The organism is Collimonas sp. GW821-FHT07E08 (genome assembly GCF_059418905.1).
In genome coordinates this window covers 13,325-27,613 of the sequence record NZ_JBWKQR010000027.1, presented here as the reverse complement: position 1 = coordinate 27,613, position 14,289 = coordinate 13,325, and the positions used below count along the sequence as shown (strand labels likewise).

Sequence of the window (14,289 nt, the reverse complement as noted above, 5' to 3'; positions counted from 1 at the left end):
AAAGAGACCAACAACTTCTACAACATCAATCGAGATTATGATCCGCAGCAGGGACGTTATGTGCAGTCTGATCCAATCGGGCTGGGCGGCGGAATTAATACTTTCTCCTATGTCGAGGCGAATCCGGTTACGTTTGTGGATCCGCTTGGTTTATCAGCAATCGGGGATTGGTGGAACGCCAGTGTGGCTGGATTTAAATCTGAAGGTCCTGTTGATGCGATCTTGAGAGGTTTGTCTGGTTTACCAGTTGAAGCTGGTGCGATTGGTCTTGCTGGAGCAATCAGAGGATTGAGTACAGAGGCGGCAATATGTAAAGTTGCTACTAAGGATTTCTTTGCTGGGACAAAATATACTGACAAAGTGTTGGGACAGATGAAGAGAGGGGATCTTCATGGATTCCCTGAGAGTGTGACAGCCTTTCAGGATGCTGGACAAGTAAGCAAAATCACGGGAGGGGATGGGATTGCTCGAGATATGCTGAAGATCCCGGGTGAATATCAAGGTAAGAGTGGTAATTTCGAATTTATAAAGGAGGCTGATGGGGCAATTAACCATCGTTTCTTTAGGGCAAACTGAGGACGATAAATTATGGAATATATCTGGTCTGAAAAAGTTGACTCTATCTTAAACGTTGGTCGTTCTCTTGCAAATGCAGGGGTCCGTAACTGGGCACTTGACCAATATGCTGCTATGGTAGCGCTTGAGCAACTATTCGAATTAGGGATAGCAGTATTGGGAGGGGACGTTTACGTGGATGGTGGTGAAAATATTGAATCAAATTACGATAGTTGGTATTGCAACCGTGAAAATGGAGAATCTGAATCTGATTTCGTTGAACGAAGTGTCGTTAAGGCAAAGAGTTATATTGCCAACTATCAAACTCCGGTAGGACAGGTGTTTTTTGCCATAGTCCCTGATGTCTAATGGATTCGCGACGCATTTATCGGGGAGTTGGCGGATCCAACTTCCAACGTAAAAAGTGATTTCGTGAAGAAGCATTAATGAGCGCGGCTTGGTAATTGTGGTCTGCAGTTCACATACTGAGAACGCGATTTTTGCTTCTTAACGAAGCATGTTTGTTGGAACTGTGAACTGCCAGTCCCGATAAGATGTTTTCCCCGTAAAGTCTGCAAATTCCGATTCGAAATTACCAATCTTGATTGGGGCAGATTCAGACAGACTGAACACTCCAATAATGCCGCCGTTCTCGGGGGAGTCGACGACTCCCCATTCGTTTTTGCCCGTCATGGGGTCTACATAGAGTTGCCGCAAGTACCGTCGTGTCCCTGGGTAGCGTGGATCTCTCAATAAGTCTTCCAGCGAGCGTGGGGCATGCGTTTGACCAGGCGGAGTTGCGTTGCTATAGCCGATCAATGCGTTCTGGAACGCGCTACCTATGCGCAGGAGCTCATCTTCAGCGGCACGGCGTTGCAACAGGGCTCCGATTTGCAATGACGCGACCGATGCGATACCCAGAATCGCCACGAGAATCAAGACGCCCAGATAGGTAAATCCGGCATGTCGATAAAGTGACTTTCGTGCGGGAACCGTACGGGACACAGGCATCATCTTCTACAAGCTTGAGAAAGGTTTACCTGCTCGATTGTTGCCTGGCGCACTGCTTCTGATGCTATAGACGCTTCCTTTGGCCGTATCGTCCGGCGGCACAATTACCCAGGCGGTGGCGCTCGCCAGGATAGGATCCATCGGTAAGGCGCGCAAATATTTCTTCTGCACCAGTTCATTGAGGGATTCCGGATAACGCCCGGTGTCGCCATAGAATTTGTCGATGGTGTCGCGTGTGAGACGCAAATTCTCCTGCAAGATGGCTTCTTTGGACGTATCGATACTTTGGAAATAACGCGGTAGGGCAATTGTCGCCAGCAAAGCCACAATCGCCAACACCACCAATAATTCGATCAACGTAAAACCACGATGGCGTAGCTTTGCATCATCTGATGAGAAGGCTTGGTCCTTCCGCGCTTTCAGTTGAAGGTGGAACATCATGTCATTACCATTTTCTGTAAGGAACGCCATTCAAGCCCACTTTGGACGATGTGGAATAGACGTCATAGACATCTTCACCTTCCTGGGGATCATTGGCTTCGCTGGCGTAACTGCGTTTTCCCCATGACACCACTGGATCATCCGTATTGTCCGTATTCATCGGGTCGGCCGGGATCCGACGTAAAAAGAAGATTTTAGAACGCTTGGGATCGCGCTGGTCCGGCAATCCCTCCACCAGAATCGCCAGCGTACTCGGATAGCCACTGGCGCCGATCGATTTGGGAATCCGTCCTTCGTCGCTGGCGCGCTTATAGGCGTCAATACCGCCACGGATTTCCCACAAGGCACGTCGCAATTCCTGTTCCTGGTGCCGCTGCATTGTTACCTGGGCAAGAGGCACGGCGACGCCGGCCAGGACTGCCAAGATGGCGAGCGTGATCAACAACTCGATCAGCGTAAATCCACGCGCGCGCAATTCTGCCTTCATGGCTGTACTTGCACCTGGTAGGCTGCCGGCAAAGCTGCCTTCACCTGGTTGCCTTTGGCGCCAATCGGCGCTAACGTCAACAACTGAACCTGGGACGCATCCGCAGTCGTTAAGGCTTTGAAATTAATCGTGGCGATGGTGCCGAGGGCGGTGGAGCCGCCATCGCCGGTGCGCGTGCCTGTCATCAGAATCTTGCCTGTGCTATCCACCTTGCTGTTAAAACTGGTTTGCGCACCACCTTGTTTCAGGAAATCTCCTTCCGTGATGTTCATCACCTGCAGTACCTGCTTGTCAAAGCCTACAGCCATTGGCAAGCTTGTCACCGGCTGATCCGATTGCATCATCAGCTGCACGGCAAATAAGCCGCCTGCCTTGACTTGCGCCGGTCCTTGCCACTGCAGCTGCGTACCAATCAATGCCGCACTGGGGACGCCGCCGGCGCCGATTGCCGGCGTGGCGCCGCCAGGAAGCGTCGGCGTCGCTGGTAGTGCATTCGTACCCGGCGCCGGCACGCCATTGCTGGCGTCGCCAGGTATTGGACTGCCTATCGTCATGGGAGTGTTCCCGCCGCCTTCCGGACGGACGCGGAAGCTCGTATCTGTTCCCGAGCGGAATTCCGATAGCGATGTGTCCGGCCGCTGGATATTGCGGATCAAGTGCGGGGTGATCGACAATACGATTTCCGTCTTCTGTTTGTTGTCGGAAGAGGTGCCGAACAGGCGCCCGAGAATTGGTATTTCCCCGATACCCGGCACCTTGTTGCCGCCACGCCGATCTTCATCATTAATCAAACCTGCCAGGACCTGGGTCTCACCGTCTTTCAGGCTCAGCACAGTGCTGGCAGTGCGAGTGCCGATCTGGTAAGCAGTAGAGCCGCCCTTGGTGGTGATCTGGCTGATGATGTTGCTGACCTCCATGGAGACCTTGATGGCGACATCGTTATCGAGGTAAATGGTCGGTTCGACATTGAGTGTCAGCCCGACATCAACATAGTTGATCGATTCCGATACAAAGCCGGTCGAGGTCGCTGTGGTCGTAATGTTGGGCACGCGCTGGCCGATGAGGATTTTTGCTTTCTCATGGTTGCGCGTACGGATGCGCGGATTGGCCAGCAAATTGGCGTCAGAGTCGGTCACGTTGGCATTGACCACGGCGTTGGGATTGCCAGCGCTGATCGTGCCGGCATTCTGATGTCCGAGATCCCGTAATGTGACGACGCTGGAGGGATTGCCATTGAGCGCGAGGGGCGTCAAGGTCAGACTGCTGGGCCATTGAATCCCCAATTGCTGCAGCCGGGTGCGAGTGACTTCTAGGATTTCGACTTCCAGCATGACTTCAGGCTCCGGCACATCGTGCAGGGTGACCAATTTTTCCGCCAGTTTGATGACCTCCGGTGAATCGCGCATGATCAACATGTTGAGTTTTTCATCGATCACGACGTCCCTCGTTTTGAGGATCGATTTGAGTGTCGCGGCCACCATTTTTGCGTCAGCGTTGGTCAGGAAGAAGGTCTTGACGACCATCTCCTGATAGTCCTTTTGTTTGGCCGACGTATTTGGGTAAATCAGGATCGTGTTGGCATCCAATACCTGCTGTTCCAGCTGATTGGTGAGCAACATGAAATGGATTGCAGACTCGATGGTGCTGTTCTTCAGATAGATCGAGGTTTTCTGGTCCGTTTTGACATCTTTATCGAACAGGAAATTCAACCCGGACGAACGCGCGATGACTTCAAATACCTGTTTTAACGCCGCATCCCTGAATTCGATGGAAATCTTCTTTTTATAGGCTGCTGATAATGTCGATTCCAATGGTGGATTGACCAATGCCTCCGAAATTGCCCGCCGGAACGCGAGGGCGCCCGTGTCGTCAGGATTTTCATTCAGGATGGTGCGTAACTTGAATTGTGCGGATTCACTGTCCTTTTTCGCCCAGGCCACTTGCGCTTCCTTGAGCAGGACCGCATGGCGATCCGACATGGAGAGCTTGCGCAATCCGTCCTGCGCGCGCTCGCTGCCGGCGTCGAGCGCCAGCACCCGTTGATACAGCTTTTCTGCATCGGCGCGTTTTCCAGCGGCGGCCAGGCGATCGGCCTGGCTCAGGTAGCCGGAAACCGCTCGTTCACGCGTCTGCAGGAAAGCTACGCGATATTCGAAATTCTGCGGATCCTGGGCACTGGCTTCCTGGAATTTGGCCAGTCCTTCCTCAATCTTGTCGTGGGCGACAAGTTCCTTGCCGTCGCGATAGCTTGTTTGTGCGGCACAACCGGTTAATACCATCCCTGCAAACAGGCACAGGGACGCCGCCGCGAATGGGGTAAGCTTCGCAGGAACCAAACTTTGCCGCGATCCCGAATAGCGGGAGAATAAAAAAAACGGACGACCTGCCATCAGTCGAATCCTTCAATAGTAAGTGTTTGAACCTGCTTCAATGGCAGATAGGTCAGTGAGAGAACGGGTGGTTTGATGGCGTCGACACGGTACATGCCGCCGATGACGTCTTTTTCACGTGCGATCACCGTCTGTTCGCCTTGCGCCAGGTAGATTTCCCATTGGTTCCCTTCTAGTTTTTTGCCGATATACGTGAAGGGCAAGGCAGGGGCCATGGGCGGCGGTGGAGGCGCTGGTTTCACCGGCGGCAGCACTGGAGGCGGCGGCGTCCAAGTCTGGTTGCCAAACAGGGCATTGTCTGTGCTGTTGCCAGAACGATCGAGCAATACGCTGCGCGGCATCAGAGCGAGAACCATGCGCTGGTCATCAGCCTTGCCGCTTTTGGGTATCTCTCGAGTCGCCGGCATCGCGATCACGGTGCTTACCGGTGACGATGCACGCGCGACAGGTTCGGCAATCGAGTTTGCCGGAGTCTTGTCCCCAAAGGCGACCAGACAGCCGGAGCCAACCAACCCGGCCAACATGAGCACGTGACGTCGCTTCATGGCGCCGCCTCTCGTTTAACAGCCGGGACAAGGTCGGATTCCCGAGTGTTCGCCAAGTACAGCGTGATGCGCAACTTGGCGTCCAGTTTCGGGCTGTTTATCGTATCTCGTTTGAAACTGATTTCATCCAGCGACGCGAACGGCATTTCCAGCAGCAGCTGCTCGCAAAACTGACGAATTGCCGCATACGATCCAGAGAGTGGAAACTGCAATTGATAACTCTGGTAATGGCCATCCGCATTGGCGGCCATTTTGTAGTCGGCCAGGTTCAGTTGCAGATTCTGGTGGCTGGCGATAGCAAAGATTGTTTTGATCTGTTGTTCTGCATCCGATGTCGGCGCCAGGGTTGTATAAAACGCGGCCAAGCGGTTTTCTGCGACGGATTTTGAAGAGACGATAGCGACCGCTGGCGACGCAAGCGTTGTTTTCGCTTTGACTAAAGCTGCCTGCTGGGTCTTGGCTTCGGCATGCAGCTGCGGTATGACCCACAACCACCCGACGAATCCCAGCGCCAGTGCACAAATGCTGACGCCATTCACCAGACCGATACGCACGAGGGCCAAGCGCAACTGGCATCCGAGCCGCAATAGTTTGGAAGAAATCACGGACGATCCCCCCACTGTGCCTGGAATTGAAAGCGGATCGGCCGATTGACGTCCTTGTCGTTCATTTCATGCCGATTCAAGATGACCTCTGTGAATAGCTTCTGCTGCTTGAGCTGGGCAATATAGTCCACCATGTCGTCGCTGTTCTTGGCTTCTGCCAGTCCCTTGATCAGCTGTCGCTTGGCATCCGGTTCTAATGACAACAGTGCAATCGATGCTGGCGTGGCGCCCTCGATGGCATCAAACAGATCGCGCCATGGCAAGTTCAGTTGCCGTACTGCTGTATTCACTGCAGTCGCCTGTGCTTCCGAGATCACGATTTTCGGCTGCACCGGTCGGGCAGCGGTACGAAGATCCGTTTGCGACAATACGCTGTCGATTTGTCTTTGCCGACTCTGCTGCTGTCGGGTCTGGTGTACCGTGACGATGATGGCGCTGAGACACAGTGTCAATGCGAGTAAGGCGCATAACCAGCTGAATCTGCTGGTGCGCGCTATCGTGCGCAGCAATGAGCGGGGCGCAAAATCAATACGGATCGGCTTCATGATCGGCGCACTCCGGTGTGTGCCAGTACCACTTGAGCGGAGGGAGAGGGTTGATGCAACAGAACGGGCTGCGCACCCAGCCATGTCGTGCTGAGACTGTCGTTGCCGGAGTTGGTCCATTGCGGCGATCGGCTGCCGCAGAGCTGTATTACGGACGGCGCCGGAATATGCAGCCGCAGCGCTTCACGCGTAACTTGCTCTTGCAGCCAGCCTTGCCGTTCGCTGTCACGCGGCTGTCGGATGACGGAACGCATGGAACATAGGCGTCCTTGATCCATCGCTGCGAATGTAATGGCGTCGTCCTGCGTCACGCCAAACCATGCCGCCGGCTGCAACGTTGTGCGCCAGCGGTTCCAGCCGACGATAAATTGCGGGGCTACTTCGATCAAACGGAGCCGATGGGCGGATGACACTTGCTGCAAGCTAGAGATGAGTGTGTCGGGAATAGCGCAGGCCAGGAAGGGGGTATCGATCTGCCAGTCTGCGGTCATCTGCCAGCCGGCCAGGGATGTGTCGTACAACGCCTGGAAACGCAACTGCGCCGCAGCCTGGCAATCCGACATGCGTACGGCGTTGACAGGCGGTGTCACGGTCCAGAAGCGCGCCCAGTCATTGGATAGCACTATCGACGTCGGCAGGCGAGGGCATTGAATACCATCCAGGGCCTGGCGGAGCGTATCTATTAATAATTCAGGAGATGCCACGACGTCGGGCGCAAAGCCATGATCGGCCAATACCGTGGTGCTTGGGCGGCGTCCGCCCTTGGCGTGCAATATCGCTATCCCGTGACGCGACAAGCCGATATGGAGGCGATCCGTCATCCAGTTAAGCATGGAGCGTCACGCGTTTGATTTCATCGAGGGTGGTATCGCCGCTGCGCACCAGGGCCAATGCCGCTTCGCGCAGACTGCGGGTACCGTTGCGGCGCGCCGCTTCCTTGATTTGCCTGATCGGACTCTTTTCAATCACCATTTCACGTATTTCATCGCTCAGCGTCAATATCTCTGCAATCGCCTTGCGGCCCTTGTAACCTGTGCCGCGACAATCGCCGCAACCCTTGCCTTGCTTGAAGCGATAGTCTTTTACTTGCGCACTGGTCAGGTGCACACGCGCCAGTTCGGCTTCCGATGGCGTGTAAGGCGCTGAGCAATGCGGGCAATTCAAACGGATCAGGCGCTGGGCCCAGATGCCGTTCAAGGCCGATACGAACGCATAGGGATCGATGCCCATATGCGTAAAACGGCCAAAGACATCAAACACGTTATTGGCGTGGACGGTGGTCAGCACCAGATGGCCGGTCAATGCCGATTGCACGGCAATCTCTGCGGTTTCCTTGTCGCGGATTTCTCCGACCATGATTTTGTCAGGATCATGTCGCAAGATGGAGCGCAGGCCCTTCGCAAAAGTGAGACCCTTCTTCTCATTGACGGGGATTTGCAGGATGCCAGGCAATTGATACTCGACCGGGTCCTCAATCGTGATGATTTTGTCGCGGCCGTTGTGGATTTCAGTCAGCGCTGCGTAGAGGGTGGTGGTTTTACCCGAACCGGTGGGGCCGGTCACCAGCAACATGCCGTACGCTTCTTCCGCCAGCATCCGCAGAGTCGCCAGCGACGGCGCATCGAATCCCAGGGCTTCCAGGGTCAGCGCACCATAGGCTTCGATCATGGCGCGTTTATCCAGGATCCGGATCACGGCGTCTTCGCCGTGGATGCTGGGCATGATGGAAATCCGCAGATCGATTTCCCGACCGGATGCCTCTACCCGGAAGCTGCCATCTTGCGGTACACGCCGTTCGGCAATATCGAGTTCAGCCAGGACTTTTAAGCGGGAAATCACCTGTTCGGCGACTTCCACATCGTTCAGGGAAGTGGCGTGGTCCAGGACGCCGTCAATCCGGTATTTGACCGCCAGGCCGCTGGCAGTGCTTTCCATATGAATATCGGAGGCGCCGACTTTCAAGGCGTCGTATAGCGTCGAATTAACCAATCTCACTGCTGGACTGGCGACCGCGCTGACTGAGGCAAACGATAGTGTCGCGGCGGTTTTATTGTCGCGCCGGCTATCGGTGGAAGTCGGCACCAGGTTGTCCACTGCGCGAGCTGATTCTTCCTGTTTTGAGAGGCAGGCTTGGATATCGGCTTGCAATGCCAGGCGATAGTCGACATGGCTTTTGGCGTGTACATCCAGCCACGTCTGGATATCGGTATCGAATGGATCAGGAATGACGCCAATAAGGCTGTCGTCGGGGCCGCGTAATAAGATGCAACGCCGGTGCATGGCTTTCGACAGCGGCAACAGATCGAACGCCGGTGTCATCGACAGCATCTCACCAGTCTCGATCATCGGCATATGGAATTGCTGCGCAATCGCGGCCACCAGGGAGCGTGCTTCCAGGCCGGTCAGAGATTCCAATTCCAGAATAAATGAACGTTGAGAGAGGACGGCGCGCTTACGCGCATCCTGTACCAGTGCAATGTCAATGATCGGCAGGGCGGGGAGTGGTGCGATGGCGTTCATGACAAGCTTCCTGCCAAGTCAAATATTGGCATATACAACAGCACCACGATGCCGCCGACGATGATCCCGATGATCGCCATCAGGATCGGCTCGAATGTCCGGGTAAAACGATCGATCCAGCGGCTGATTTCGCCATCGTAGAACGCTGCCGACTGCGTCAGCATTTGCCCCAGCTCACCTGATCGCTCGCCGACTCGCAGCATGCGCAACGAAATTGGGGTTGTCAGCTGATTGACTTCGAAAGCCGTCGACAAAGAACCGCCAGACTGGATTGCTTCGCGCGCATGGGATAAACCGGTGCGAATCTGCAGCGAGACCATCTCATGCACGGTATTCATGGCAGAGACGATCGGAATACCACCTTCCAGCAGCATCCCCAGCGTCAGGTACAAGCGCGATAGCTCATAGATGCGGGCGCGCTCGCCAATACCAGGAAGACGATGCATGAGTCTGCTGATACCGCCGTTGGCGAGGAAGTGGCGCAACATGAAAAATAGCGCAGGCAGCGCAACAAGGGCGGTGATCAGCATCGCCTGGGTGTGGGTCGCCGCGAATTGTCCCCAATCCAGCAGCAGTTGCGACAGCCAGGGTAATTTCCGACCGGCGCCTTGATACACCTCAGCAAAACGCGGCACCACATAGCCGATCAAAAAGGCCGATACTCCACCGCCGACGATCAACAAGATGAGCGGATAGATCGCGGCGCTGATGATTTTATTGCGCACGTTGTCGATTCGTTGCTGATAATCGATGAAGCGCGTCAGCGAGCGAGGTAAGTCACTGGTGCCTTCGGCCGCTTTGACGATCCCGATATACAACGGCGGGAACAAATCGGTTTGCTCTGCCAGCACCTGCGAAAAGCGTTTGCCTTCGCGTAATCCATTTAATAGTCGGTTCAAGACGCCTTGGGTGCTTGTACTGGTTTCCTTTTCCAGCAAGGCGTCCAGGCTTTCGACGATGCTTAAGCCTGCCGTTAGCAGGGCCAGAAGTTCCTGACTGAACAATACCAATGAAAATCGCGCGGCGCCGGGACCCCTTGGCATCAATGCACGAGTCCAAGATGCGCTGAGCGGGTTGATGGTCGCGGTAAATAATCCCCGTGCGTCGACCTGACGGCGTGCATCCGCTTCGTCATTGGCATCCACGGTGAGTTGCACCATCACATGGTCGGCAGATAAGGCCCGTACGTCATACCGCATAAGAAGCTCGTGATGGAAAGGAATCGGCTAAGAAAAATGTGTAAATCGGGCTAGTTGGTAATGTCGGCATTCTCGTCCGTGCCGCCCGGCTGGCCATCCTTGCCGTATGACATGACTTCAAAGTCGCCCTTGCTGCTTGGGGAGCGATAGAGATAGGCGTGTCCCCATGGATCCAGCGGCACTTCCTTCTTCAGGTAGGGACCGTTCCAGTTGACCGCCGCCGTCGGCTTGACCAATAACGCAGCCAACCCCTCTTCGGTCGTCGGATAGCGGCCGACATCGAGCCGGTAAGTGTCCAGGGCTTTATCAAACGCGTCGATCTGTGCCTTGGTGATTGTTACTTCGGATTTACCTAGCTGCGCAAAATATTTGGGCCCGACGTAGGCGGCCAGCAAACCAATGATGACGATCACCACCAGCAGTTCCAGCAAAGTAAAACCGGATTTGCGGTTCTGGTGGTGGATTGGGGTGTTGTAGGCAGAACGGCGGTCGTTGCTGGCAAAAGGCGGTTGCAAATTAGTCATTGAGGTAGCGCATTCTGGGCTGCTTGCATGGAAGAGAGGACAGCGGGGACGTACAGCATGGTTTCTTTATAAGGCGGAATACGCCGGCCATAGCGAGCAACGGTGCCTTCGCCTGCATTGTAGGACGCCAGTGCCAATGCGACATTGCCGTTATGTTGCGACAGCAGATCTTTGAGATAACGCACCCCGGCGTTGAGGTTCTGCGCGACATCTGTGCTGTCGGTGACGCCATAATGCAAGGCAGTTGAGGGCATCAGCTGCATGGGACCCACGGCGCCTTTGCCGGAAACTGCCAAGGGATTGAATTGGGATTCGACTTCAATAACAGCGCGAATTAGAGCAGCGTCGACAGCATGTTTCTGTGCCATCTCCAAAATCAGCGGTTCAAGGTCCAGCGCTTGCTGCGTTGCAGAACGTGTGCGTTTGCCGACAACGCGGGCCGGTACATCTTTAAAAATCAGAGTGAAGCTTGAATCCAAGGCTTGTGTTGCGTATTTGACATTCCCGTTGGCATCAGCGGATTGGTAAATGTCGGCAGCTTGTGCAGATGCCAATAATGACAGGCTCAAGAGGCTGATTTCGACGATCCGGTACCTGATGTGGCGCATGTGACGTGGGGATTTTTTCTATAGGGAAATTATATTTTGACCTTGCATTTTAATGGAGTAGGGCAATAAGCAGGGGGAGATATTGCAAGGTGTTGTTATTTTTAAATAACAAATGTGCACTGCAATAAATAGTTGCTTTCCATATTGCAAATATTGCTTGAGCATAATACATTCGCTCGGTTGCGAGTGACTTAATGCATGGGGGAACAAGATAGAGGCACAGAAAACCTGGGCTGACTCAAGGAAAGAGGATCTTGTCCCTGGATCTGCCATGGCTTCTTAGTTGCGCAAAGGGAAATTGCTCAATAAAAGACTCATGACAGCTCGGCACAGGAGTTTAGTTTCGGGCGCATAAAAGGGATGGAAATGACGGAAGTGGAAAATACTAACTTAATACCCATGCTGGCGGTCACGACAGGGTGGGTTGAAGCTGTGATTTTCATGCCTCGCAACGTGATTTTTTTACCGGTTATGACTTATCGAATAAAGCGCATCTTTGTTGCTATCGGCATCACACTAATGATGATAATGGTGCATAAAGTAAGTCATGCGGCTCCGGCGTGGCGTTCTGCTGGTGCACATGATCAGCCTTCCATTGAAGCTGCTTGTCGTGCTGGTGATGCCATTCAAGGGTTCACATATACGGGTTTTATTTTTGGATCCGATGGCGTACCGATATGTATGGGGACTAAGCCTGATTATAATGGTGGGGCTGTTTCTGCTATCGCTCCTTCGTATAACGACGGCGATTACATTTGTCCATCTGCTGCACCGTATGATGCTGCAACTGGTAGTTGTAAGTCACCATCCCCTTACGACCCCTCCTGCAAAACGGAACCCAACAACCCGAACAGCTGTAACTACAATCCTGGCGCAGCGCCAAACGACAAGAATACGGGGCATGCCTGTCCTCTGGAGGACGGTAATCCGATCAACCACGGCAACGGCAACAAACGGCAACGGGAATCGGACTATCTGAGTGCCGTAGGCTACGGTGTGCAAATACAGCGCACCTACAACGGCAACAGCACGCGCAACGGTCGCTACGGCGCCCGCTGGAGCAGCAACTACGAACGCATGGTGTTGACCAACGGCGCCTACCCCAACAATGTTGGCGTCCAACGCGACGATGGCAAGATACTGACTTTCACCTTGAACGGCGCAACGTATCAGTCAGAGGCTGATATCAAGGATAGTCTGACGCGTCAAACAGACAACTATGGCAATACCACGGGTTGGCAATATCGTGTCGCGGCGGATCAATCGCTGGAAAGCTATGACACCGTCGGTAAGCTACTCGGCATCACCAGCCGGGAAGGCTGGGTGCAAACACTGAGTTATTCCGATACGACTACACCAGCGGCGGTTGCCCCGCAGCCAGGATTACTGTTACGTGTTACTGACCAATTTGGCCGGCCACTCAATTTCACCTATGATAGTAGTAGCCGTGTAAGCCAGATGATGGATCCCGCCGGTAAGACAATTGGCTATAGCTACGACAGCAATAACAATCTCGCCAGCGTGACCTATCAGGACGGGAAGACACGTACTTATGTCTATAACGAACTTGCCTATACCGCCGGCGCGAATCTACCGACTGCGCTGACCGGCATCGTCGACGAAAACAATGTGCGCTTCGCGATCTTCAACTACGACAGCACTGGCAAGGCGATCTCCACCGAGCATGCCGGTGGCGTGGAGAAATACAGCATCGGCTACACGCAGCCTGGCAGCCAAAGCGCCGTCACCGATCCCCTGGGGACTGTCCGTACTTACGCATTCCAAACGTTGCTCAATACGATCAAGAGCACTGGCCAAAACCAACCCGGAGGAGCCGGTTGTGGAGCAGCGTCATCGACGGTCACGTATGACGCCAACGGCAACGTCGCAACGCGTACCGATTTTAACGGCACCATCACCACCTACAGCTATGATCTGACGCGCAACCTGGAAACTAGCCGGGTGGAAGCGTTTGGTACGCCGCAGTCCAGAACGATCACCACCGCTTGGCACGCGACGTACCGTCTGCCGTTGACGATTGCCGAGCCTAAGCTGTTGACGATCTATACCTACGATGCTTCCGGTAATCTGCTGAGCAAGACGGTGCAAGCCACCAGCGATGCGACAGGCGCCCAAGGTTTGTCGCCAACGTTGGTCGGTACAGCCCGTACCTGGAGCTATACCTACAACAGCGTCGGTCAAGTATTGACTGCCACCGGTCCCAGAACTGACGTGGTCGATACCACCACCTATACCTACGACACCTCTGGCAACCTGAGCACAATCACGAATGCCGTCGGTCAAGTCACGATGCTGTCGAACCACGATGCCAACGGCCGGGTAGGGCTGATCACCGACGCCAATGGCGCCACGACGGCACTGACCTACAGCCCACGCGGCTGGCTGACCGGCAAGACGGTAACGTCTGGCGGTACAGTGGAAACCACCATATACGGCTACGACGGCGTTGGCCAGTTGACCCTGGTCACGCTACCCAATACTTCCACTGTCAGCTACACCTACGATCCTGCCCATAGGTTAACCAACATCGCCGACAGCCTCGGCAATAGCATCGTCTATACCCTGGACAACATGGGTAACCGAATCAATGAGCAAGTCAAAGATCCAAGCGGCGCCTTGGCGCGTCAAACCAGTCGTGTGGTGGACGCTTTAAATCGATTACAACAAATCACGGGAGCAGTGCAATGACCGAGCTTGTCATTGCAGAACATTCTGAGATTAATCCCTTGTTCAATGCTGTGCCGTTGACGGTGAACTGCAGTCTTCTACTGTGGCAAGGCTCACGACAGGTATGCACCGTGGCGCACCATTTTTTGAATCAGGGAGTATGACGTGGGG

At 54.3% G+C, this 14,289-nt stretch carries 15 protein-coding genes; 3 read left to right on the top strand and 12 right to left on the bottom strand.

The features are described from left to right. The coding region (locus AC07RZ_RS23315) for an RHS repeat-associated core domain-containing protein (RefSeq protein ID WP_494669770.1) at positions 1–576 on the top strand (576 nt) is incomplete at its 5' end. Positions 577–588: 12 nt separating this feature from the next. Beyond that, complete coding sequence (gene imm40 / locus AC07RZ_RS23310; protein WP_494669769.1) at positions 589–924, top strand: Imm40 family immunity protein; 336 nt, start codon at positions 589–591, stop codon at positions 922–924. A gap of 138 nt (positions 925–1,062) precedes the next feature. On the opposite strand, the gene AC07RZ_RS23305 is transcribed toward imm40, so the two are convergent. The 12 genes from AC07RZ_RS23305 to AC07RZ_RS23250 are packed head-to-tail and all read right to left on the bottom strand — an operon-like array spanning position 1,063 to position 11,430. Next, on the bottom strand, positions 1,063–1,560 hold the full coding sequence (locus tag AC07RZ_RS23305; protein ID WP_494669768.1) for a type II secretion system protein: 498 nt from the start codon (positions 1,558–1,560) through the stop codon (positions 1,063–1,065). A 12-nt stretch (positions 1,561–1,572) separates the two neighbouring features. Next, positions 1,573–2,004 carry a type II secretion system protein gene (locus AC07RZ_RS23300; protein WP_494669772.1) on the bottom strand — a complete coding sequence of 144 codons (432 nt, stop codon included), beginning with the start codon at positions 2,002–2,004 and terminating at the stop codon, positions 1,573–1,575. Positions 2,005–2,011: 7 nt separating this feature from the next. Then, a complete protein-coding gene (locus tag AC07RZ_RS23295) occupies positions 2,012–2,494 on the bottom strand; it encodes a prepilin-type N-terminal cleavage/methylation domain-containing protein (protein ID WP_494669767.1) in 483 nt (160 codons plus the stop codon). After that, positions 2,491–4,884, bottom strand: a complete 2,394-nt coding sequence (locus tag AC07RZ_RS23290; RefSeq protein ID WP_494669766.1) for a secretin GspD/PilQ domain-containing protein — start codon at positions 4,882–4,884, stop codon at positions 2,491–2,493. Before AC07RZ_RS23290 ends, AC07RZ_RS23295 begins: the two co-directional genes overlap by 4 nt. Continuing rightward, positions 4,884–5,429, bottom strand: a complete 546-nt coding sequence (locus AC07RZ_RS23285) for a hypothetical protein (protein ID WP_494669765.1) — start codon at positions 5,427–5,429, stop codon at positions 4,884–4,886. The genes AC07RZ_RS23290 and AC07RZ_RS23285 overlap by 1 nt, the downstream gene beginning before the upstream one ends. Next, positions 5,426–6,034, bottom strand: coding sequence for a hypothetical protein (locus tag AC07RZ_RS23280; protein WP_494669764.1), 609 nt, complete (start codon positions 6,032–6,034; stop codon positions 5,426–5,428). Before AC07RZ_RS23280 ends, AC07RZ_RS23285 begins: the two co-directional genes overlap by 4 nt. Next, positions 6,031–6,579, bottom strand: a complete 549-nt coding sequence (locus AC07RZ_RS23275) for a PilN domain-containing protein (protein WP_494669763.1) — start codon at positions 6,577–6,579, stop codon at positions 6,031–6,033. Before AC07RZ_RS23275 ends, AC07RZ_RS23280 begins: the two co-directional genes overlap by 4 nt. Further along, complete coding sequence (locus AC07RZ_RS23270) at positions 6,576–7,400, bottom strand: hypothetical protein (protein ID WP_494669762.1); 825 nt, start codon at positions 7,398–7,400, stop codon at positions 6,576–6,578. Before AC07RZ_RS23270 ends, AC07RZ_RS23275 begins: the two co-directional genes overlap by 4 nt. A gap of 4 nt (positions 7,401–7,404) precedes the next feature. Beyond that, positions 7,405–9,099, bottom strand: a complete 1,695-nt coding sequence (locus tag AC07RZ_RS23265; RefSeq protein ID WP_494669761.1) for a GspE/PulE family protein — start codon at positions 9,097–9,099, stop codon at positions 7,405–7,407. Continuing rightward, the gene (locus AC07RZ_RS23260; RefSeq protein WP_494669760.1) at positions 9,096–10,298 is read right to left on the bottom strand and encodes a type II secretion system F family protein; all 1,203 of its coding nucleotides are present in this window, start codon (positions 10,296–10,298) and stop codon (positions 9,096–9,098) included. Before AC07RZ_RS23260 ends, AC07RZ_RS23265 begins: the two co-directional genes overlap by 4 nt. A gap of 50 nt (positions 10,299–10,348) precedes the next feature. Beyond that, positions 10,349–10,822, bottom strand: coding sequence for a type II secretion system major pseudopilin GspG (gene gspG / locus AC07RZ_RS23255; RefSeq protein WP_494669759.1), 474 nt, complete (start codon positions 10,820–10,822; stop codon positions 10,349–10,351). Next, positions 10,819–11,430, bottom strand: a complete 612-nt coding sequence (locus tag AC07RZ_RS23250; RefSeq protein ID WP_494669758.1) for a lytic transglycosylase domain-containing protein — start codon at positions 11,428–11,430, stop codon at positions 10,819–10,821. The genes gspG and AC07RZ_RS23250 overlap by 4 nt, the downstream gene beginning before the upstream one ends. A gap of 360 nt (positions 11,431–11,790) precedes the next feature. On the opposite strand from AC07RZ_RS23250, the gene AC07RZ_RS23245 reads away from it, so the two are divergent. Further along, positions 11,791–14,139, top strand: coding sequence for a DUF6531 domain-containing protein (locus tag AC07RZ_RS23245; RefSeq protein ID WP_494669757.1), 2,349 nt, complete (start codon positions 11,791–11,793; stop codon positions 14,137–14,139). Positions 14,140–14,289: the final 150 nt, after the last annotated feature.

Coding starts and splice junctions, on each gene's coding strand:
- AC07RZ_RS23270 (WP_494669762.1), bottom strand. CDS start 7,400: ATGACGGATCGCCTCCATATCGGCTTGTCGCGTCACGGGATAGCGATA.
- AC07RZ_RS23295 (WP_494669767.1), bottom strand. CDS start 2,494: ATGAAGGCAGAATTGCGCGCGCGTGGATTTACGCTGATCGAGTTGTTG.
- AC07RZ_RS23285 (WP_494669765.1), bottom strand. CDS start 5,429: ATGAAGCGACGTCACGTGCTCATGTTGGCCGGGTTGGTTGGCTCCGGC.
- AC07RZ_RS23275 (WP_494669763.1), bottom strand. CDS start 6,579: ATGAAGCCGATCCGTATTGATTTTGCGCCCCGCTCATTGCTGCGCACG.
- AC07RZ_RS23265 (WP_494669761.1), bottom strand. CDS start 9,099: ATGAACGCCATCGCACCACTCCCCGCCCTGCCGATCATTGACATTGCA.
- AC07RZ_RS23245 (WP_494669757.1), top strand. CDS start 11,791: ATGGAAATGACGGAAGTGGAAAATACTAACTTAATACCCATGCTGGCG.
- AC07RZ_RS23300 (WP_494669772.1), bottom strand. CDS start 2,004: ATGTTCCACCTTCAACTGAAAGCGCGGAAGGACCAAGCCTTCTCATCA.
- gspG (WP_494669759.1), bottom strand. CDS start 10,822: ATGACTAATTTGCAACCGCCTTTTGCCAGCAACGACCGCCGTTCTGCC.
- AC07RZ_RS23260 (WP_494669760.1), bottom strand. CDS start 10,298: ATGCGGTATGACGTACGGGCCTTATCTGCCGACCATGTGATGGTGCAA.
- AC07RZ_RS23290 (WP_494669766.1), bottom strand. CDS start 4,884: ATGGCAGGTCGTCCGTTTTTTTTATTCTCCCGCTATTCGGGATCGCGG.
- AC07RZ_RS23250 (WP_494669758.1), bottom strand. CDS start 11,430: ATGCGCCACATCAGGTACCGGATCGTCGAAATCAGCCTCTTGAGCCTG.
- imm40 (WP_494669769.1), top strand. CDS start 589: ATGGAATATATCTGGTCTGAAAAAGTTGACTCTATCTTAAACGTTGGT.